This window comes from Lutibacter sp. HS1-25, from assembly GCF_004121075.1.
Classification (GTDB): Bacteria; Bacteroidota; Bacteroidia; order Flavobacteriales; family Flavobacteriaceae; genus Lutibacter.
This window is the reverse complement of record NZ_RHLN01000025.1, coordinates 18,197-39,340: the sequence shown is the minus strand read 5'-3', so window position 1 is coordinate 39,340 and position 21,144 is coordinate 18,197. Positions and strand designations below refer to the sequence as shown.

Here is a 21,144-nt window from a genome sequence, read left to right as displayed (position 1 = left end):
CTCAGTCGAGCTATTTTTGCTAACGGGCTTTTATAAGATTTGTGCGGTTTAAAAATACGATAATTTTCAGCCGTAGCAAATTGTTTGTTTAATATTTTAAATTTTCTATTAGTTCGAATTATAGCATAAATTTTATGAGTTGTTAGGTAACGTGCTTTTGAGTTCGGATTAATCTTTCTGACCTAAATTTCTACGTATCAAAACCTCATTTTACATAATTGTCAAATTTGACGATTTCTCATTTTAGTTGAATTTTTCTGAAATCTTAAATATTCCAACATTCAAATTCCAACGCTCAAACTCCGCCATAATTTTAAAATCCGAGATTTGTCATTTTAACTATATTTTTCTGAAATCTTAAGTATTCCAACATATAGATTTCAACGCTCAAACTCCGCCATAATTTTAAAATCCGAGATTTCTCTTTTTAGTTTATATTTTTCTGAAATCTTAAGTATTCCAACATTCAAATTCCAACGCTCAAACTCCGCCATTTTTAAATCTGAAATTTGTTATTTTATCTTAAACATTTATAGAATTCGTTGCTCAATTCTATTTATTTCAATGAGCTTTTTGTGTAATTTCTCATACAATTAAATGATTTTTAATTAAATAACTCAAAATAAGGAATTCAGAGAGAATTCCGATGGCATGTTACCTAACGGCGTGTATATGAAAAGTTACGTGTAAATAAACACTTCTTTTCAGGCGTTACGGAAGTAAATTTAAAGAAAAATAATATAGTATTAACAATAGAGAAGTAATTTTTTATATGCTAACAGTTGCCTAACGTATTAGGGAAGCTCGAAAACTGAATCCAAGACAAAGACCACAGTTTTTATTTTTTTTGAGCGTTGGCAAATGGCTGGTAAGCCAAAAGAAAACAAATAGTTGGCGGTTTAAAAATATTACTCTCGTTTTATAATAAAGATTTAGAAACGATGGAAAATATATTTTATAAATCAGAATATGAAAAAGCCTTATTTTATGATAAATTAATAAATTACGTAATGTTTTTTTTAGGTAGTGTATTATGGATATCTATAATAATTATTATATCAATTTTAATTTACGCAAGACTTAATTATCCCGAAAAATTCAAGCAACTTGACAATATACCAAGCACTAATCAATATAGCAGTAAAAACACCAATAGGTTTAATTATAATGTCTGTTATATTCGATATTTTTAATGCTAAATTTTTTAATTTATTTTTACTATAATATGATGAATAACCTCCATCAGCTAAAAAGATAATTCCATTATATGATATTCCGAAAGTTAATGTTTTTTTATTATCATTTATATGCTCATAAACATAACCGTCTGATAACATTTTTATAAACATTCTATATGATTCTGTATTATCAATATTCAATTTAGCACGTCTAATTATAGAATCTGGTCTTCTTGGTATTGAATCAAGATTTTCAGACATATATTTAAGAATTAAATCTAATTGCTGATGCTTATTCATATTTACAATTTTTAAGTGTTACAAGGCAAGGGAAAAAAATAAAAAGGCATATTACGGAACATTATTACGACAAACTCCTCCGCTAATATGTTTTGCAACGGGCTTTTATAAGATTTGTGCGACTGGAAAATCGGAGATTTTTCGGACGTAGCAAATTGTTTGTTGAATGTTTGTCGTTTGTACTAAATCAAATTTAAGCATAAATTTTATGAGTTGTTGGCTAATTTAGCGACACGCTATGCTGATAATTGAATTTTAGTACTTTCCGAGATTTGTCATTCTTGTTTTTTATAAAAATCCTTATCTTTTTTGTTATTAATTTATCTTTTTACTTGTTTTTAGCGTTCTGCAATTATTCTCCGTTTCAATGCTAAAAAATCCGATTCGATGCTCAAATCCGCTCTGATTTTAAATTTCTCCGTTTCATTAAGTTTTTTACGTTTCAGCTCTCAAAATCGGTAGAGTAGAAGTGAACTCAAATTTATCATTTTTATTTAATTTGTCATTGAACTAATTAAAAAAAAAATCAATTTTCTCATTTTATTGAATTTTAAATAGAATCAATTCTCCGACTGTTTTTATCTTATAAATCTATTTTATTAAACTCAATTTTATCTGTTTTATTTCTGACCGGAAAAAATTCATCCGAGCTATTTTAGCCAACGAGTTTTTATATGATTTGTGCGACTGGAAAATCGGAGATTTTTCTGCCGTAGCAAATCGTTTGTTGAATGTTTGTCGTTAATGTTAGTTCGAATGTAAGCATAAATTATATGAGGTGTTAGCACACGTTTTTATTCGGATTTTGTTTTAATTATTATCACTCCGTTTTTTCCTTTCTCTCCATATTTTTCAACTGCACTTTCTTTCAAAACTGTCACAGATTCAATATCTTCAGGGTTGTATTTCTCAATTTCAGACTTACTAACTTCTTTTCCGTTTAGAATAATTAAAGGTTCTTGTTTTATTTTATTTTTTTGTGTGTATTCTGAACAATTTGTAATAATATCAATTCCCTCAATTGGCTTTGTTAAATAGTATTTTTCATCCAATGGATATCGAGGTTCTTTTTCCTGCTCAATACCTACGTAGAAATAAAAGTGCTCATCAGTCAAACTCCAATAATCTGAACAACCTCTTGAGTTCCAAGTGTTCAATTTAGGATATTTTTCAAGAACATTCTCTGCTGTTAAATTTGAAAGGTCAATATAATTTCCGTCGGGTAATTTTCCTTTAAACTCTTTTGTTAATCTGATTTTAGAAATCAATTCAGTGTAATTATCTTTTTGAAATATTATTCCTTTGTAATATTTTGATATATAACCTTTTCTATTCTCATATCTTGCATCTTGTACAAAGCCATCAGAACATAAATCCATTTCAATTAACTCAACTTCTTTTAAGTTTTCATCTTGTTGCTTTAATTCAGATAATGTTAATTCGCATAATTTTATTTCAGAAAGTTCAATGGGTTTTGTTTCTTTATTTTGTCCGAATAAATCGATAGTCGAAATTAAAATTAATATGATTAAATATATTCTCATTTTTCCGGTTTTTTTATGTGTGCTAACTTGTTATATCCAAACTAAACCAACTGTTTATAGGTAATATTTTCCGGATAAACGTATGTTTGTTCAATTTTATCAGTTTAGTGTGGATGGTTTTTAATAGCTTTTTATTTATTACGAATTTAAAAATTTAAGTGTAACTACAAAAGAAATAGATACTTAATTTTTTAATTTTAAAGTGAATATTTGTTTTTTGTTTTTTTTAATAAATTAATTAATTTTTTACGGTTTATTGGTTTTGATATATAATCGTTACATCCTGCTTCAATGGCTTTTTGCTCATCACCAGACATAACATAGGCTGTTTGTGCTATAATAACAATGTCTTTGTTAAATTTTCTTATCTCTTTTGTAGCATTGTAACCATTCATTTTGGGCATATTAATATCCATTAATACCAAATCAATATCAGGTATGTTTTTACATAATTCAATGGCTTCTATTCCGTTTTCAGCAAAAAATATTTTTCGAAAATCGTTTTTTAGTATAGTTTCTAAAAATACGGCGCTTATTTCATCATCTTCAACTATAAGTAAATTCAAATTTTTTGTACTTATGTTTTCGTTTTCTATAGTTTCAAATGTTTCTTTTATTTCATTTTTTTCGTCTTTTAAATAAGGAATTGTAAATTTAAATGTAGATCCTTTTCCTTCTTCAGATTCTACGTATATTTTACCGCCTAACATTTCAATATATGCTTTTGAAATGGCCAGTCCTAATCCCGATCCTTCAAATACTCTTTTATCATCAATATCTGCTTGTTCAAAACGATTAAATATTGCATTAATTCTGTCTTTAGGTATGCCAATACCTGTATCTTTTACATAAAATTCAATAGCATTTTCTCTTAAATTAAAACCAAATGTTACAGAACCTTCATCAGTAAATTTAATGGCATTTTTTATAAGGTTAATTAATATTCCATGAAGTTTGTGACTATCTGTTATTATTTTTAAGGGTTCTTTAGATTTTGGTGGATCTAAAAATAGCGATACTCCTTTTTGATTTGCTTCAGGTAAAAAGAATGAATATAGTTCTTCAAATTCTGTATTTATACAGGTTTCGGTACTTGATACAACTATTTCTCCAGCTTCAATTTTTGATATATCAATTATATCATTAATGGTTTTTAATAGTCTGTCTCCACTTTTATTTATAATTGTGGTGTATTTTTCAATTTGAGAGTTGCTTAAATTTGGTTCGTTAAGTAAATTTATAAATCCTAAGATACCATTCATTGGTGTTCTTATTTCATGGCTCATATTTGCCAAAAATGCACTTTTAAGTCTGTCACTTTCTAATGCTTTTTCAAGCGCAATTTTTAGTTTTGCTTCTGTATGTTTTTGGGCGGTAATATCTTCACCTATTTTAATGTAATTAATTATGTTACCCGATTCATTTAAAATTGCCGAGATGGATGCTGCTTCCCAAAATATTTCTCCATTTTTCTTTTTGTTTTTAAATTGACCTCTCCAAACATTTTCAGATGCGACTGTTTCCCACATTTTTTTGTAAAAATTTGCATCTTGTTTTCCTGATTCTAAAATAGTTAGCTCTTTACCTATAGCGTCAGAACTTGTATAGCCTGTTAATTCTGTAAATTTCGGATTTACATATTCTATTATTTTTTCTGTGTTTGTAATGGTTATTGTAGACGGACTTTGTTGTACTGCTGTAGAAAGTTTTCTAACAACACTTTCGGCTTGTCTTCTTTGGGTAATATCACGAATTGTACAAATAATTCCTGTAAATTTTTTATGTCTGTATTGTGGTATAAGCCAACCGTTTTGCCAGGTATCTTTATGTGATAGTGTGTTAATTTTAATATCGTACCAAACTGGTTTTTTTTCTTTTTTTGCTTGTTGATAAAATTCAATTAAATCTCCTGTAGTTTCTAAAGGAAAATCGTTTAATATGTTTTTTCCTTTAATTAAATCTATTGAAACGCCTGCAATTCTTTCAGTAGCTTTGTTTGCGTAAAAAATAACATCGTTTTTATCGGTTACCCAAATACCATCTTGTACACCTTCAATTATGTTTTCGTAAAAATGTTTGGTTTTTATAATTTCATGTTCTATTATTTTACGCTCACTAATATCAGATCCTACTAAAGTTACAATTCCATTTTTATCAGCTTTTGTAGCATGCCAAGACATCCATTTATAAGTACCATCTTTGCATATACATCTATTTTCAAAAAAAGTAATTTCTTCACCTGCTCTAAGTTTAAACATTTCATTTAATGTTCGTCGCTTATCGTCTAAGTATACAAAATCTAAAAAATTTCTTGAAAAAAATTCTTCAACACTATAACCTAAAATTCGTGTTACAGCTTTATTGGCTTCAATAAAGTGTTGTGTAAAAATGTTTCCTTTACAAATAATACTAGGAGATAAATCAAATGTGTTTTTAAGATTTTCTTCAACTTGTTTTCTAACAGCAGTTTCCCAGGCAATATCAGCCAAACGTTGAACGCTTTTAATATCAATTTCGTTGTAATCGGTTTTTTTATTTCCAACACCAAGTACGGCAACTACTTGGTTTGCTCTAATAACAGGTACTACCAACTCACGCGTAACAGGTGTATGACCTTCAGGCATTCCTTTTTTATGAGACAAACTTAAATAATCGTTATGTATTACTGGTTTACGTTCTTTTATACAATCAGACCATACACCTGCTTGTGAAAGAGGGTAATGTGTATTAGATTCAATATTCTGTTTACACATAGTTTGAATTGTATTTGTAGACCAGGTTTGAAGTGAAATAGATTCTTGATTGGGATCTATATAATGATAAAAACCAATATTGCTGTTTGTAAGTAATTCAGCTTCATCTAAAATTTTCTGAAGCAATTCTTCTTCTGAATGATTTATTGCGTATTCAAATAATTTTAATTCAATATCTAAAATCTTTTCTTCATGCTTTCTTTCTGAAATATCTACGTGAGTACCAATCATTCTAATAGCTTTTTTCTGATCATCAAAAACTATTTTTGCGCGAGAAAGAATATCAACCCAATGCCCGTTTTTGTGTTTCATTTTAAATTCTATTTCAAAACGATCACGTTGATTGTTAATTAATTCTTGCTGCATTTTCCAAGATTTTGCAGCATCATCTGGATCTGTTAATTTTTGCCATACCAAAAAATTATTTGGAAGCTCATGGTCTTTATAACCTAACATACTTTTCCATCCCGGAGAATAATAAATTTCATTGGTTACAAGATTCCAGTCATAAATACCATCTGTTGAAGCATTCATTGCCAACTCAAACCTTTCTTTACTTTCGTGAAGTGCTTGTTCTGTTATTTTTTGTTCAGAAATCATTCTAGATTGTTGAATGGCACTAAAACTTAGTGATGAAATAATTCCGGCAAGTTTTGAGTAAAATTTCATGCCTGTATTTACCTCTTCTTTGGTAAAACGTGGCGTACGTTCAACAGCGGCTAAATATTCTTTTTCATCAAACCCAAATTTTTTGGCTTGCTCTTTAAAAAACGCCAAATCAGGTATTTCGTCTTTTAAAAAATATTGCCCCATAAAAACATTTCCAATATGTCTGCCACTAACCATAATAGGGGTAACAATGTCCCACATATTGTTTTTGCAGTGGTACGCTTTAAAAGTTCCTTCAGGTACACCTTTGGTTAATATAGTGTCACTTTCTATGCAGTTTTTTAGGGAGTTAGGATTGCATCTATGAAATTTTGTGCAAACATCTTGCCATCCAACAGCAACCAAAACTTTGCCTGATAAATCAACCACAGCACCTAACATACCTGTTAGTTTATAAAAATCATCCATTAATGATTGCAATATATCAACATCAATAATATCAGAAAGTTCAAGCGTACTAATATCTCCTTTTGGATCGGTAATGGCTTTTAGTTTGTTTCTAACAGTGGCTTCACTTTGTAACAATGCATTTTCAGCTTCTTTTCTATTTGTAATGTTTTTTCCTTTTATTACAAAACCACTAATTAAATTGTCGTTTGTATGGTATGGATAATAGGTAAAATCTATGTATTGTTTGCCAATTTTTGCAAATTCAAACCATTCTTGATAATTTATTTGTTCACCTTTTAAACAGCGATCTGCATATGGCTTTAGTACTGTTTTAAAAAACTTTTCACCAAAAACTTCAATAACCGATTTTCCAATTAGCTTATCAGAACTTAAATTAAAAGCCTTTAAATATTCATTATTTGCCGAGACATAATTGTAATCTTTGTCTATAAAAGCAAGCATATCAGTTGAATAGGATACAATGTGTTTGTATTTATTTAAAGTTTCTTCTGATTGTTTTTGATTGGTAGTTTTATATGAAACTATCATAATGCAATCAAGTTCTTTTAGATCATTATAAACAGGTATAATTGTTGAACTATACCAAATATTATTGCCTAATAAATCTTTAATTGAGGCTTCAAGTGTTATGGTTTCACCAGTTTTTTTTGCCCTTTTTAAATTATCAGACATGGTAATTTTGTATGTATCGGGGTAAAAATCTAAAGGATAAGGTTTGCCGTAATAAAGGGTAATGTCTTTAATTTTAAGATCATTAACTCCAGAATTACTCATGTACTTCAAATTAAAATCAAGATCAACTATTTTTGTGCAAACAGGAGATTTTTGTAGCCAATTGAACCTTGTTAGTTCAGATTGTTCTAATATTGAAATTTTCTTTTTTAGCTGAATGTTTTCAGCTAAAAGAGCTTCTTTACTTTTAATTTGATCCTTTTTCATCTTGGTTTTCTTAGCTTAATTATATTTTGAACATTGGTATTTTAATGTTTTAACAATTAGCTTAAATCTAAATGTTAAATGTTTTTTTTTAAATGTTCGTGATAATTTTAATCACAATTTAAACAATTTTTAAAGACAAAAAAAATATAGTTATTTTAAAAGATTAATCTAAAACAGTTTCAACCGTAATTTTTTTTAATAAATCAAATAATTTTTCACGATTAATAGGTTTTGAAATGTAGGTATTGCAACCAGCTTCAATTATTTTTCTTTTATAACTTTCTTGTACAAATGCTGTTTGTGCAATAATATAAACATCTTTATTAAAGGTTCTAATTTGTTGTGTTGCTTCAAAACCATTTAAAAGCGGCATTTTAACATCCATTAAAATAAGATCTACTTCTGGATGTGCTTTCATTAGTTCAACGGCTTCAAAACCATTTTTTGCATGGTATAAACATTCAGATACATCTTTTAAAATTTCTTTTAAAAAGTAAAAAGTAATTACATCATCTTCAGCAATTATAATTTTAAAGTTTGTAGGTATAAAATTTGGAGTAGTTGTAGTGATTTTTTGTGTTGCTGCTGTTTGTGTTACTTTATTTGATGAGTTAGGGATACGAACGTAAAATGTGGTTCCAATATTTTGTGTAGATTCAAATTCTATAATACCTTTTAATAAATGTACATAGCCTTTTGAAATAGACAATCCTAAACCTGAACCTTCATAACCACTTGAATGAGAGTTGTCGGCCTGTATAAATTCATTAAATATAGTAGCTTGTTTGTCTAAAGGAATACCTATTCCTGTATCCTTTATCCAAAACTCAACGTGTTCTAAATTAATGGTATAGCGTATTTCAATTGAGCCTTTTTTTGTAAATTTTAAAGCGTTTTTAATTAAATTTGTTAAAATAGAATTTAACTTATATTCATCTGTATAAAAAGGAATATTTACCTCTGAATTTATTTGAGATGATTTAAAAATCAATCCTTTTGAAACGGCTTCATTATTAAAAAATGCGACCAATTCATTTACAATTATAGGTACATTTACAGCTTTAATATGAACGCTTTCTAGCCCCGATTCTAACTTTGAAATATCAATTATATTGTTAATGGTATTTAACATTCTGTTACCACTTTGCTGAATAATATTGATAAATTGTGTTTGTTTTTCTGAAGAATATTCAGTGCTTTTTAATAATTCAGTAAAGCCTAAAATACCATTCATAGGTGTTCTTATTTCATGGCTCATATTGGCTAAAAAAGCCGATTTCATTCTGTCGCTTTCTTCAGCTTTGTATTTCTGAATTTCAAGCTCTTGCATAATATCAGCATTTACCTCAATTTGGTGTTGTAAATCTTTTGTTTTTTTACGAACCCGTATTTGTAAAATCCAATTTAAAATTATAAGAAAAATAAATAATAGTGCTACTATTAGTATGTATTTTAAATAATTATGCCAGCTAAATTGCGGTTGATCGTATTCAAGAATCCATTGATCATAAATTTTTTGATAAGTGCCATTTGCCAAAATTACTTCCAAACCATTGTTTAAAATTTTAGCCAATTCAGGATTGTTTTTAGAAACCTTAAATCCCATATTGCGTTCTAAAATCCTGTGATCAAGTGTTTTAATATAATTTTTTTCAGATTTTAAGGCATAATACATACCAGAAATACGTTGTCCAAAACTGCACATTACATCTTTTCTGTCCAATGCTTTTACAAATTCTTTGTAATCTTTTACATATATAAATTTAGCAGTAGGATTGATAGATAATACATAATGTAAAAGCACATCGTTTTTCCAAATAGCAACCAAAGGTTCTTTGGCAATTCTAAAATGTTCTAATGAAAATTGATTTTGATTTTTTGAATTGTAAAAAAAACTGTGAGAAGTATTTATTGCAGATCGTGAATAATAAAATTTCTCATCTCCATTTCCATTGTATTGATAGCCTCCAATTGCTTGAACATAACCACTATCTAATGCCTTATTTATAGCTTGCCAATCTCCCGCATTTATTTTTATAGACTTGTCATCATATAAATTATTAATGGCTTTTAAAATATCTATATTAAAACCAACCAACTCACCTTCCTCATTTATATAATTGTAGGGTGGGTAATTGTTGCTAAACTGCACTTGGTATTGCGCACTTAAATTACCAATTAAAGTAATTAGGAATAAGAATAGGGTTAAAAAACGGTTTTTCATTGCTAGCTTGGCCAATTTTAAACGCACAATTTAGTGAAAATTTTACATTTAAATTGAAAGTGTAAATTATTTTTTTAATTAAAAATAAATTTAAACTTTTAAGCTGTTTTTTTTGTAAAAATAAATAAATCAGCAGTTTAACAGCAGTTTAATAATTACCCGATAGTCTGTGAATAGGGTTGTTTTCATTAGGATTTACCAAGCTTTTTAACGCAATATCTAACGGACTTTTAATATTTAATAAATCTTTTTTACTTACGTGGGTGTAAATCATCGTTGTTTCGGGTTTTGCGTGCCCTAAAAGTTCTTGAATATAACGTAAATCTATACCATTTTCTAGTAAATGAGTAGCGTAACTGTGTCGTAAAGTATGTGGTGTAACCCTTTTATTTATTTGTGCAAATGTGCAAGATCGTTTTAAAAAGCCACGAATACTTTCAGCACTATATTTATCGCCCAAACTGCCTTCAACAAAATATACCTGTGGGTTAAAACTGTTTAAATAATTTAATAATAACGGAATAAAACTTTCGGCTAAAATAATATTGCGATCTCTTCGACCTTTGCTGTTTTTAACAATAATTTGTCTGCGATCTATGTCTATATGTCTTAATTTTAAATTAAGCAACTCACTAATGCGTAAACCAGCACTGTAAATCATAGCTAGTATTGCTCTGTGTTTTAGGTTTTTAGTACATCTAAGCAAATCAATTATTTCTTCTTTACTTAAAACAGTGGGTAATATTTTATCTTTTTTTGGACGTTGTAATTTTATTTCTTCAATTTTACATTCAGGATAAAATGCCGAAAATAATTTAACAGCACTTATAAATTGTCTGTGACTGCTAACACTGTACTTTCTTGGTATAAAAACATCTTCAATAAATTTTTCAACAGTACGGTTTGTAACGGTTTCAAGAGGCGTGTCTTTTAAATAATCAAAAAAATCTGCAATAAAGGTAAAGTATGTTTTTACGGTACTTTCGCTATAACATTTGCCTTTTAAATATTTAACATATAACCTTATAATTTCTTTATTTTCTTCGGAAATTACTCTTTCTTGTCGAATAGGTTTTAAAGCAGCATCTTTGTAAATTGAAGCATCTATTTGAAATCGAACATCATCTTTTAAAACATCTTTAATAATTTGAATATTTTCTGCTGAAAAAGGAGTGTACCAGCCTCTTAAAGTTTTGCTCCAGCTATAACCGCCAATAGATTTTATTTTATCTTTTAAATAATTGCTGTAATAAAATACCAATAACAATTGTACCTGATTACGGTGTGTAACCTTTTTTAATAAAAGCGAAGGGAGTTTTGTAGTGTTTTTCATAGCATATCAAATTTAACTATTTGTATTTTAATATGAAAGAATAAATGAATAAAAAATAAGTTTAATGAATGTTGTGAAAATTTGTGAATTTGGATAATATACCAATTATTGGTATATTTGATTTAAATGTTATCAAAATGAATAAAAACACATCAATATCACTTGGAAATTATTTTGATGAATTCATTCAAAGTCGAATAAGAGAAGGACGATTTAAAAATGTTAGCGAAGTTATACGTGCAGGATTAAGACTTTTAGAGGAAGAAGAATGTAAAGTAATTGCATTGAAAAATGCCATTCAGGATGGAATTGATAGCGGTATTGCTGAAGATTTTGACCCAAAAAAACATCTTGAAGCTCTAAAAGCAAAAAAGCACCCAAATGGCTAAATTTAAATTGACCAAAAAAGCGGTTGAGGATTTATCTAAAATTTGGGATTATACTTTTGATGTTTGGTCTGAGCATCAAGCCGATAAATATTATGAGATATTGATTTCAGCTTGTCAAGATATTGCAAATAATCCAGTTTTAGGAAAAAGCTATGAGGGTATTGCTGAAAGTCTGTTAGGAATGAAAACCAATCGCCACATAATATTTTATAGAACTCTAAATGAAAATTATGTGGAAATTACAAGAATTCTTCATGAGAAAATGGATTTAAGTAAAAGAATATCTGAATAAAAATGTTACACAGCACTTCAAAAAATTGATACTTAAATTTAAAGAAGTATAAACAACAAACAATCAACATACAATTTTAAACGCCTTTCAAAATATCAGTCGCTGTGCATTGGCAAAGTCTCCATTGAATATAATTTTATTAGAAAGTAGAAATAAAAAATAAGTTTAAAATTCTTTAATGAAGGCTTTAATTGCATTCTTTAAATTTTCTGAAGCTTTTTTTGACAATTCAATTTTAAAATCCCATTCATAACCTTCAATTTTAATTAAGTAGGCTGTAGGTTTTTTATGATAAATAGTTTCACATAAATTTAATATTTGATTTGGAGGAACAGCGTGTGTAGAAAATGAAACTTTTTTAGAAGGAGTCAATTTTTCTATTAAAAAACCTTCGTTTAAAGCAGTTTTATTGGCATCAACAAAAAAAACAGTTTTGTATTTTGCAATTAAATCGGTATCTTCAACCATTAATTGATATTTATACAACAGCTTTTCTTCATTAAAACCATTTTTTACCAAAGCATCTAAAAAACACCAGCCAAGACCATCATCCTGACGGGTGTTATTTCCTATACCTATAATCAATGTGTTATCTAATTTTTTCATCAATTAAGTTTCCTTGGTAATCTTTTAACTGTACAATTAAAGGCATTTCGCCCAAAGCGTGTGTGGCACAACTTAAGCAAGGGTCGTAGGCTCTAATGGCAATTTCAATTTGGTTTAACATAGGTTCTGTAATTTCAGGTTTTTCGCTTAAAATTTCATTTGCCACCACACGTACACCACGGTTCATAGCTTCGTTATTATGTGTTGTAGATACTATTAAATTGCATTTTGTAATTAAGCCTTTATCATCGGTATGGTATTCATGTATTAGCGTACCTCTTGGCGCTTCTATAATGCCAATTCCTTTGGTTCTGGGCGTTCCTTTTCTAACCAAATCGGTTGTAGCCATTAATTCATTGTCTAAAAGCAATTCTTTCATTAATTCTGCACAATGCAACATTTCAATTAAACGTGCCCAATGCGTGTGCATAGTCATATTGTTTGGTTTGTTTTGAGTAGTTGATTTAAAAATCCGACGCTCAATTTCAGCCAAAGGTGTTGTGATATATTTACAAGTATTTAAACGTGCTAAAGGTCCAACCCGGTTCCAACCATTTGCACTGCCATATTTGGTCATATACGGAAATTTTAGATACGACCAAGGTTTAACTGCTTCTTTAAAATGATAACGGTATTCAATATCTTCAATATTTAACAATTCATTGCCTTCAAAATCAACAGATCTAAGTCGGCCGTTATACAATTCTAAAGCGCCCGTTTCTTTATCAACCAAACTTAAATGATTTGATGGATAAGCAGCAAAATTGTCTATCCATTGCGCATTTTCAAGATGGTAATTTTTCATAAAGTCTATAATTTCTTTAGACCAGTCAATCATTGTATCTATATTCGGAATTTTGATACCATCTAAAAAATAGGCACGTTCTTCTTTTGTGAAGGTTTTATGAACACCGCCAGGAACAGCTAAAATTCCGTGAATTTTTTTTCCAGCCAAAGCTTTGATGATTTCCTGCCCAAATTTTCGCATTAAAATACCTTTTTTAGCCAATTCCATATTTTCTGAAGCTACAGCAACTATGTTCCTTTTTTCAGCAGGCGCATTAATTCCAAACAATAAATCGGGTGAAGCCAAATAAAAAAAGTGCAGCGCATGAGATTGAAAAACTTGTCCGTAATGTAATAACCTGCGTAATTTAGTGGCTGTTGGCGAGAGGTTCTCCGGATCAATACCCACCAATTGATCTATGGCTTTTGCAGCTGCTAAATGATGACTAACCGGACAAATACCGCAAAGCCTTTGAACCAACACAGGTGCTTCCCAATAGGGGTGACCCTGAATAAATTTTTCGAAACCTCTAAATTCAACAATATGTAAATACGCATCACTTACTTTTCCGTTTTCATCTAATTTAATGGTTACTTTTCCATGTCCTTCAACACGTGTAACAGGTTCTATAATTATTTTTCTTGGATTCATAGTTTTAATTTTTTTTGTTGATTTGACCTACCAGAATTGACTTGCTTCATTGTTTTTGCTATAGAAATATGGAATATTAATCGTACTTAAATTCTGGATAAACCACTGAAAATTCTTCTTCAAATAATATATTTTTAACCACATTCCAAATATGATTTGCATTTGGCGGACAACCAGGAATGTGATAATCAATTTTTACAATTTCGTGATTAGGATATACTTTATTTAATATTTTCGGAATGTCTTCGTGGTATGGGATTACAGTTTCATTTTCTTCGCTGGTTAAAGATTCTAAATAAGCTTCTCTTAAACAATCTTCTACAGGTATGGTGTTTCTAATTGCAGGTACACCGCCCCAAATGGCACATTCGCCAACTGAAATTAAGACGTCGCAATTTTCTCTAAAAGTTCTTAAAACCTCAATATTATCTGTGTTACAACAGCCACCTTCAACCAAACCAATATCGCAATGTTGTGTAAATTTTTTAATATCAGTTAAAGGTGATTTGTTAAATTCAACCAGTTCAATAACATCTAAAATACCCAAATCTATATCTAATAAAGACATATGACAACCAAAACAACCTGCAAGTGAGGTAGTTGCAATGCGCATTTTACGACCTTTTTTGTTTATTTTATCAAAAGCAATGGCTTTACCCTCTGAAACTTGGTCAAAAATTCTATCGCCAAATGGTTTGCTAAAGGTTTTTCCTTTTACTAAAATAGATCCTGTTGGGCAAATTTTCATGGCATACTCAGCTTGTGTTTCAGAGAGTTTTGCTTCTTGTTCGTAGTCTATAGAAACAATGGTTTTATTTCCTTTGTTTGAAAAATTAAATACTTTGTAACCATCGTTGGTTTCAACTTCTTCAAAACAACGTTTGCATTTAATACACCTGTTTTGATTAACTACAATGCGTTCAGGTCTTGCATCTACAATTCTATCAACAAATAAATGTGGAAATCGGGTATATCTAATGCCGGTTTCGTAAGCTAAATTTTGCATTTGGCAATCGCCACTTTTTTCGCAGGAAGGGCAAAAGTGATTGCCTTCAACAAACATCATTTCTAAAATGGCTTTTCGGGTATCCAAAAGTTCGGGTGTATTCACTTCAATTTGCATACCTTCTTCAACAAAAACAGAACAGCCAGCAATGGCGTGTCCGTTTAAATTTACAATACAAACCCTGCAACTTCCTAAAGGATTTAAATGTTTAAAATGGCAAAGTGTAGGTATAAAAATACCATTTTGTTTGGCAGCTTCAATTAAGTTTTCACCTTTTGTAGCTGAACAAATTCTTCCGTCTATATTAAATGAAATATTTTTCATAGAAATGGATTTTAAACTAATTCTGGGTATTTTTAATCAACAAATTATAATCGTAAACGGCTTTTTCCATATCAAACTCAACATCGCAATTTTCAGCACAGGTGGTTACAATTCCGTCAAAGTATTTTTCAAATTTAGCAAGTGATTGTACAAATGTATTTGTTGCATATTGACCCAAGCCACAACGACTTCCTTTTTGCATAATAGCACTCCATTCAACAATTTCTTTTAAATCTTGCGAAGTGCAAATACCTTGTTTTAACTTTTTTATTTTAGCGTAAATTATTTGATTTCCAGCCCTGCAAGGTGTACATGAACCACAAGATTCTGTTAAAAAGAATTTGGTGTAATTTTTAAGAATTTTGAGTAAATTTCTATTTCTGTTAAAAACCATAAGCGAGCCACCACACAATAAATCTTCTTTACAAATTTTACGATTAAAATCACTTTCATTTAAACAATCGCCAGACGGGCCGCTGCTTTGCACGTAATAAGGTGCTGTTGCCTGACTTATTTCTAATAATTTTTTAAGTGAAGTTCCCCATTCAACTTCATAAATTCCAGGTTTTGCAACATCACCGGCAATGCAAATAATTTTTGTGCCTTTGCTTTTTGCTGTTCCAATTTTTAAAATATATTCAGAGCCTAATTCAATAATTCTAGCTGCTTTTGCAAAAGTTTCTACATTGTTAACAATGCTTGAGCTACCCAAATAACCATTTTCTGTAGGATATTGAATACGTAAACGTGGCTCGCCTCTAAAACCTTCTAAAGATTCTATCAAGGCTGTTTCTGCACCACAAACATAAGCGCCAGCACCTAACTGAATTTGAATATTGAAATTAAAATTGGCAATGCCACAGCAATTTTCGCCCAACAATTTATGATGGTAAAAATCAATCAAAGTATTTTCTAATTTAGACTTTAAATAGCTGTATTCAGCTCTTAAATAAATAAATCCGTTGGTTGCACCAGTAACAAATGCGGCGATAATCATACCTTCAATAATTAAGCCTGGCAGATTTTCAATAATTGATTTGTCTTTAAAAGTACCTGGTTCGCCTTCATCAGCATTGCAAATAATTACTTTTTCACTATTGGAAGCATTTTTGCTAATTTCCCATTTTTGAGCTGTAGGAAAAAATGCACCACCTTTTCCTGCCAATTCCACTTTTTTTAGTTCCTGTAAAATAGTTTCGGAAGTATTGCTTTTTAATTTATTTAAAGCATTTCCAAGCTCATATTTTTTAAAGAAAACGGTTTTGGAAGGTTTTGGAGTAAATTGAATTTTACTAGTAACATTATGGGCAATTGAACGCGGATTTACACCTTTTTTTAGTTGGTTAATTATTTTTTTAACGCTTTGTGGAGTTAAATGTGTAACAGGCTGAAAGTTGATTAGCGCAGCACATTCCTGATCGCTTAAACCGATGCACGAAGTTTCAAAAAGAGAAAATAGGTTGCTTTGACCATATTTTCCAAAAGTACATCCTGTTTCAAATTCAAAAGCAGCTTTTACTTTTTTAAATCCTTTAAATTCAGAAAGAATGCTGTTGTTTAAATAAATAATGTATTTACCTGTTGGTTGCCTGTGAAAAAAGTGATAAAATGTAACCACGCCTTCAATTTCATTTTTTGAAACCCCTAATTGTTTGGAAAGTTCTAAAACGGCTTTATCAGAGATATAACCTTCATTGTTTTGTAACTCCCAAAGCCGGGTTAATAGCTTTGACCGTTTCATAATACTAATGAATGTTAAATTAATACTTAAAGTTACGAGATAAGTAGTTGATAATCAATAAAAATTAATTAAAATAAGTCTGTTTTGTCCGAATTATTAAATCTGTAACGTTTATAAGTATGGGTTGAATATTATATGTTGTAAATCAATTTATTTGAGATTTATTTAGCAGAATCCTGTTTTTTATGGTTAATTAAAAAAGGAAATACATTTGCTAACAAGGTTTTTATATTTTTTATCCTATTTTTTCTTTTGAAACTGAATTGAGATGTTAAATCAAGCGTATTTTGAAATGGTTTAATTATTAGGATTTATAAAAAAAATGAAGAGATTTTTTATTTTCAACATAAAAATAAAATGATTGCTAAATTAATTATTAACAAAGGTCAACTTATTGTATAATAAAACTTTAATGTGATGGGTGAGGGGCTATATTATAAAGGGATAATTGGTAAATGTATCTAAAATTAGATGTTAATAATTGAATAAATTTAATAGAGATTAGATTGTCTTTTTTTGTTACTTTTAACGCTTAATTTTTTTAAACTTTATTTCATGAAAAAAATAATTACAATGGTGGTTTTTTTAGCTGCTTTTAACCTTAGTGCTCAAAATTTTCAATTTCATTATGATTTTGTAAGAGAACACCCAACTTTAACTTTTGAAATGTTTAAGCCAGATAAATATGGTAATACATTTACTTTTGTTGATTTTGATTTTAATGCAGATGCAGGAATTAGCCAGACTTATTTTGAATTGGCACGTGTTTTAAAAACTGAAAAAATGCCTGTTGGTTTGCACGTAGAATTTAATGGTGGTTTGGGTAACGGTGATTTTGATGGTGATGGAGGCTTAGATGGATATACTTTAAACAATGCTTGGATATTTGGTGCAAACTACAGCAAATCAAATGCTGTTTGGGGGTTTTCAGCATATGCGGGTTACAAAGCATTTAAAGACGCTGGTAAAGCTAACTACCAAGTTACGGGTACTTGGTATTGGAATATTATAGCCAATAAATTAACGTTTATAGGCTTTGCCGACTTATGGTCGGAAAATGGGTTGAGTGAAAAAACAATATTTTTAACCGAACCACAATTTTGGTTTCATTTAAACAAATCATTTTCTTTAGGTGGTGAAGTTGAAATTTCTAATAATTTTGCTGGTTATGACGATTTTAAAGTGAGACCAACTGTAGCTATTAAATGGAATATTTAATTAAAAAATAAAAAATGATGTTAGATAAATATTTTAAAATAACCGAAAACAAATCAACCCTGCGAACGGAAATTATTGCTGGTATTACCACTTTTATGACTATGGTCTACATTTTAGCGGTAAATCCAAGTATTTTAAGTGCTGCAGGAATGGATAAAGATGCTGTTTTTACAGCCACTGCTTTGTCTGCAGTAATTGCAACTTTAGTTATGGCATTGGTTGCTAAATTGCCTTTTGCATTGGCACCAGGTATGGGATTAAACGCATTTTTTGCTTTTACCGTAGTTTTAGGAATGGGTTATTCGTGGAAATTTGCCTTAACGGCTGTATTTTTAGAAGGTATCATATTTTTAATTTTAACGGCATTTAATGTGCGCGAATTAATTGTAAATTCTATTCCGTTAAATTTAAAACACGCTGTGTCTGTTGGTATTGGATTGTTTATTGCTTTTATTGGTTTAAAAGGTACTGGCTTAATTGTAGACAATCCTGCAACTTTGGTAAGTTTAGGAAGTATGAAAAATCCGGCTGTTTGGGTTGGTTTAGCCGGTGTTATAATTATTGGTGTTTTATTGGTGAAGCAAATTAAAGGTGCTATTTTAATTGGGATTTTAGTTTCAACATTAATTGGTTTAATGGTTGGTGTAACTATTATTCCTGAAGGATTTACTTTTGTAAGTTTACCGCCATCAATAGAGCCAATTTTTTTCAAATTCGATTTTTCACAGGTGTTTACAATTGATATGGCCATTGTGTTGTTTACCTTTTTATTTGTTGATATGTTTGATACCGTTGGAACGCTGGTTGGTGTTTCGTCAAAGTCGGGTATGTTAGATGAAGAAGGTAGAGTACCAAGAGTAAAACAAGCTTTATTTGCCGATTCAATAGGAACATTTGTAGGTGCAATGTTAGGAACTTCAACAGTTACAACGTATGTTGAAAGTGCTGCTGGTGTTGCTGAAGGTGGAAAAACTGGTATGACTGCTTTAACAGTTGCTGTTATGTTTGCATTGTCTTTGTTTTTTGCGCCATTATTTATGATTATTCCTGCGGCTGCAACTGCTCCTGCGTTAATTATTGTTGGTTTAATGATGATAACTCCTATTACAAAAGTAAATTTGGATGATTATACAGAAGCGATTCCTGCATTTTTTACAATTATTATGATGCCTTTAACTTACAGTATTGCTGAAGGAATTGTATTTGGTATGCTGGCTTATGTATTGCTTAAATTATTAACCGGAAAAGCAAAAGAGATCAAACCAATTATGTACCTAATTACAGTTTTATTTGTGATTAAGTTTTTCTTTTAAAAAAATTAAAAAATAAAGTAAAAAGGCTGTCTGTAAAATTTTACAGACAGCCTTTTTTATATGTTAAAAACGTTGGTTCGAGGCATCAGACAAAAAATAATTGTTAGAAACTGGTTGTAGCCAACCATTTAATGCTTCTTAAACAAACTTATTTAACGTTTTTTGAATCTTTAGGTAAAATCAAGTTCAATATAACCCCAACAATTGAAGCCAAACCAATTCCTGCTAACGAAAAGTTTCCGTAGCTAATTTGAGCGCCACCAATACCAATTGTTAAAATAATAGAAACAATTACCTGATTTCGGGTGATAGAAAAATCGGTTTTGGCATCTACCAAAGTTTTGATACCAATACTTGCTATCATACCAAAAAGCAACAACATTATACCACCCAAAACTGCCTGTGGAATTGTTTTTAATACGGCGCTTATTTTTCCAATCAACGAAAATACAATGGCTGTAACTGCTGCAATGCGTAAAACTCTTGGATCGGTAATTTTTGTCAAAGCAACCGCACCAGTAACTTCTGAATAGGTAGTGTTTGGTGGTCCTCCTAAAAATCCGGCAAAAGCAGTTGCAATACCGTCTCCAAGCAATGTTTTGTGCAATCCTGGATCTTTTACAAATTCTTTTTCAGCAACACCGCCAATGGCATACATATCGCCAATATGTTCAATAATAGGAGCAACAGCAACGGGTATCATATACAATATGGCTGCCCAATTAAATTGGGGAGTGATAAATTTTGGTAAGGCAAACCAAGCGGCATCATTTACCGATGAAAAATCTACCAAATCAGCAAATATTGAAAAAACATAACCGACAATAATTGCAATAAAAATTGGAATTAATTTTAGCAAACCTTTTCCAAAAGTAACAATTGCAATTGCTGTTGCTAAAACTACCAATGCAATAAGCCAATTGGTTTTTGCCATATCTACACCAACAGAAGCCAGTGACAAACCAATAATCATAATTACAGGTCCAACAACTACTTTTGGAAATATTTTTTCAATAACACTCAATCCCCATAATTTAATAACTGCCGAAACAATACCATAAACCAATCCTACCGCTATAATTCCGCCCAAAGTACCAGCATAGCCATATAGTTTTGTTGCGGCAATAATAGGTGCAATAAATGCAAAACTACTGCCTAAAAAAACAGGTACTTTTCCATTGGTTATAAAGTGAAAAATAAGCGTTCCAACACCAGCAGTAAATAAAGCTATTGCAGGATCAATATCAATTAAAAGCGGGACTAAAACTGTAGCGCCAAAGGCTACAAATAAAAATTGAATACCAACAACGATTCGTTTTGCTGGATTTGCTAAATTGTGTGGGTCTAAATTTTTGTTGTTTGACATAAGTTGAGGTTCATTTTTAAAACGTTTAAAAATAGGCATAAAAACAAAACAATCTAAACATGACGCTTAGATTGTTTTTAAATTTATATTGATTCTAAAT

The 21,144-nt window shown here is 30.0% G+C and carries 14 protein-coding genes; 4 read left to right on the top strand and 10 right to left on the bottom strand.

Annotated elements, in window-relative coordinates; translation table 11 throughout:
• Nucleotides 1-1,064 precede the first annotated feature (1,064 nt).
• The 5 genes from EC396_RS10095 to EC396_RS10075 form a co-directional block, all read right to left on the bottom strand.
• A complete protein-coding gene (locus EC396_RS10095) occupies nt 1,065-1,478 on the bottom strand; it encodes a hypothetical protein (protein WP_129366582.1) in 414 nt (137 codons plus the stop codon).
• Nucleotides 1,479-2,272: 794 nt separating this feature from the next.
• The gene (locus tag EC396_RS10090; RefSeq protein WP_129366581.1) at nt 2,273-3,022 is read right to left on the bottom strand and encodes a hypothetical protein; all 750 of its coding nucleotides are present in this window, start codon (nt 3,020-3,022) and stop codon (nt 2,273-2,275) included.
• Between the two features lie 197 nt (nt 3,023-3,219).
• A complete protein-coding gene (locus EC396_RS10085) occupies nt 3,220-7,794 on the bottom strand; it encodes a PAS domain S-box protein (RefSeq protein ID WP_129366580.1) in 4,575 nt (1,524 codons plus the stop codon).
• Nucleotides 7,795-7,957: 163 nt separating this feature from the next.
• The gene (locus EC396_RS10080) at nt 7,958-10,033 is read right to left on the bottom strand and encodes a transporter substrate-binding domain-containing protein (protein WP_129366579.1); all 2,076 of its coding nucleotides are present in this window, start codon (nt 10,031-10,033) and stop codon (nt 7,958-7,960) included.
• A gap of 133 nt (nt 10,034-10,166) precedes the next feature.
• Nucleotides 10,167-11,351, bottom strand: a complete 1,185-nt coding sequence (locus EC396_RS10075; protein WP_129366578.1) for a tyrosine-type recombinase/integrase — start codon at nt 11,349-11,351, stop codon at nt 10,167-10,169.
• A gap of 137 nt (nt 11,352-11,488) precedes the next feature.
• Here EC396_RS10075 and EC396_RS10070 point away from each other — a divergent pair, with 137 nt between their 5' ends.
• Together EC396_RS10070 and EC396_RS10065 are read left to right on the top strand one after the other, a co-directional pair.
• The gene (locus tag EC396_RS10070; RefSeq protein ID WP_129366577.1) at nt 11,489-11,740 is read left to right on the top strand and encodes a type II toxin-antitoxin system ParD family antitoxin; all 252 of its coding nucleotides are present in this window, start codon (nt 11,489-11,491) and stop codon (nt 11,738-11,740) included.
• A complete protein-coding gene (locus tag EC396_RS10065; protein WP_129366576.1) occupies nt 11,733-12,032 on the top strand; it encodes a type II toxin-antitoxin system RelE/ParE family toxin in 300 nt (99 codons plus the stop codon). Before EC396_RS10070 ends, EC396_RS10065 begins: the two co-directional genes overlap by 8 nt.
• Nucleotides 12,033-12,197: 165 nt before the next feature.
• Here EC396_RS10065 and EC396_RS10060 read toward each other — a convergent pair whose 3' ends face one another.
• The 4 genes from EC396_RS10060 to EC396_RS10045 all read right to left on the bottom strand — a co-directional run bounded on the left by EC396_RS10060 (nt 12,198) and on the right by EC396_RS10045 (nt 17,147).
• Nucleotides 12,198-12,638 (bottom strand): hydrogenase maturation protease, encoded by a 441-nt coding sequence (locus tag EC396_RS10060; RefSeq protein ID WP_129366575.1) that lies wholly within the window; start codon nt 12,636-12,638, stop codon nt 12,198-12,200.
• Nucleotides 12,622-14,076, bottom strand: a complete 1,455-nt coding sequence (locus EC396_RS10055) for a Ni/Fe hydrogenase subunit alpha (protein ID WP_129366574.1) — start codon at nt 14,074-14,076, stop codon at nt 12,622-12,624. Before EC396_RS10055 ends, EC396_RS10060 begins: the two co-directional genes overlap by 17 nt.
• A 76-nt stretch (nt 14,077-14,152) precedes the next feature.
• Entirely contained in the window at nt 14,153-15,406 is a 1,254-nt protein-coding gene (locus tag EC396_RS10050) for a 2Fe-2S iron-sulfur cluster-binding protein (RefSeq protein WP_129366573.1), read from the bottom strand.
• Nucleotides 15,407-15,422: 16 nt separating this feature from the next.
• A complete protein-coding gene (locus tag EC396_RS10045) occupies nt 15,423-17,147 on the bottom strand; it encodes an NAD(P)H-dependent oxidoreductase subunit E (protein WP_129366572.1) in 1,725 nt (574 codons plus the stop codon).
• Between the two features lie 555 nt (nt 17,148-17,702).
• On the opposite strand from EC396_RS10045, the gene EC396_RS10040 reads away from it, so the two are divergent.
• Nucleotides 17,703-18,365: a DUF5020 family protein gene (locus EC396_RS10040; protein ID WP_129366571.1), complete on the top strand. Its 663-nt coding sequence runs from the start codon at nt 17,703-17,705 to the stop codon at nt 18,363-18,365.
• 14 nt (nt 18,366-18,379) lie between these two features.
• Nucleotides 18,380-19,678, top strand: a complete 1,299-nt coding sequence (locus EC396_RS10035) for an NCS2 family permease (protein WP_205757935.1) — start codon at nt 18,380-18,382, stop codon at nt 19,676-19,678.
• 148 nt (nt 19,679-19,826) lie between these two features.
• Here EC396_RS10035 and EC396_RS10030 read toward each other — a convergent pair whose 3' ends face one another.
• Nucleotides 19,827-21,044, bottom strand: a complete 1,218-nt coding sequence (locus EC396_RS10030) for a uracil-xanthine permease family protein (protein WP_129366570.1) — start codon at nt 21,042-21,044, stop codon at nt 19,827-19,829.
• Between the last annotated feature and the right edge of the window lie 100 nt (nt 21,045-21,144).

What these genes read in the sequence shown, in the direction of transcription:
- EC396_RS10090 (WP_129366581.1), bottom strand. Translation starts at nt 3,022, where the DNA reads ATGAGAATATATTTAATCATATTAATTTTAATTTCGACTATCGATTTA.
- EC396_RS10085 (WP_129366580.1), bottom strand. Translation starts at nt 7,794, where the DNA reads ATGAAAAAGGATCAAATTAAAAGTAAAGAAGCTCTTTTAGCTGAAAAC.
- EC396_RS10050 (WP_129366573.1), bottom strand. Translation starts at nt 15,406, where the DNA reads ATGAAAAATATTTCATTTAATATAGACGGAAGAATTTGTTCAGCTACA.
- EC396_RS10075 (WP_129366578.1), bottom strand. Translation starts at nt 11,351, where the DNA reads ATGAAAAACACTACAAAACTCCCTTCGCTTTTATTAAAAAAGGTTACA.
- EC396_RS10035 (WP_205757935.1), top strand. Translation starts at nt 18,380, where the DNA reads ATGATGTTAGATAAATATTTTAAAATAACCGAAAACAAATCAACCCTG.
- EC396_RS10065 (WP_129366576.1), top strand. Translation starts at nt 11,733, where the DNA reads ATGGCTAAATTTAAATTGACCAAAAAAGCGGTTGAGGATTTATCTAAA.
- EC396_RS10030 (WP_129366570.1), bottom strand. Translation starts at nt 21,044, where the DNA reads ATGTCAAACAACAAAAATTTAGACCCACACAATTTAGCAAATCCAGCA.
- EC396_RS10095 (WP_129366582.1), bottom strand. Translation starts at nt 1,478, where the DNA reads ATGAATAAGCATCAGCAATTAGATTTAATTCTTAAATATATGTCTGAA.
- EC396_RS10070 (WP_129366577.1), top strand. Translation starts at nt 11,489, where the DNA reads ATGAATAAAAACACATCAATATCACTTGGAAATTATTTTGATGAATTC.
- EC396_RS10055 (WP_129366574.1), bottom strand. Translation starts at nt 14,076, where the DNA reads ATGAATCCAAGAAAAATAATTATAGAACCTGTTACACGTGTTGAAGGA.
- EC396_RS10045 (WP_129366572.1), bottom strand. Translation starts at nt 17,147, where the DNA reads ATGAAACGGTCAAAGCTATTAACCCGGCTTTGGGAGTTACAAAACAAT.
- EC396_RS10060 (WP_129366575.1), bottom strand. Translation starts at nt 12,638, where the DNA reads ATGAAAAAATTAGATAACACATTGATTATAGGTATAGGAAATAACACC.
- EC396_RS10040 (WP_129366571.1), top strand. Translation starts at nt 17,703, where the DNA reads ATGAAAAAAATAATTACAATGGTGGTTTTTTTAGCTGCTTTTAACCTT.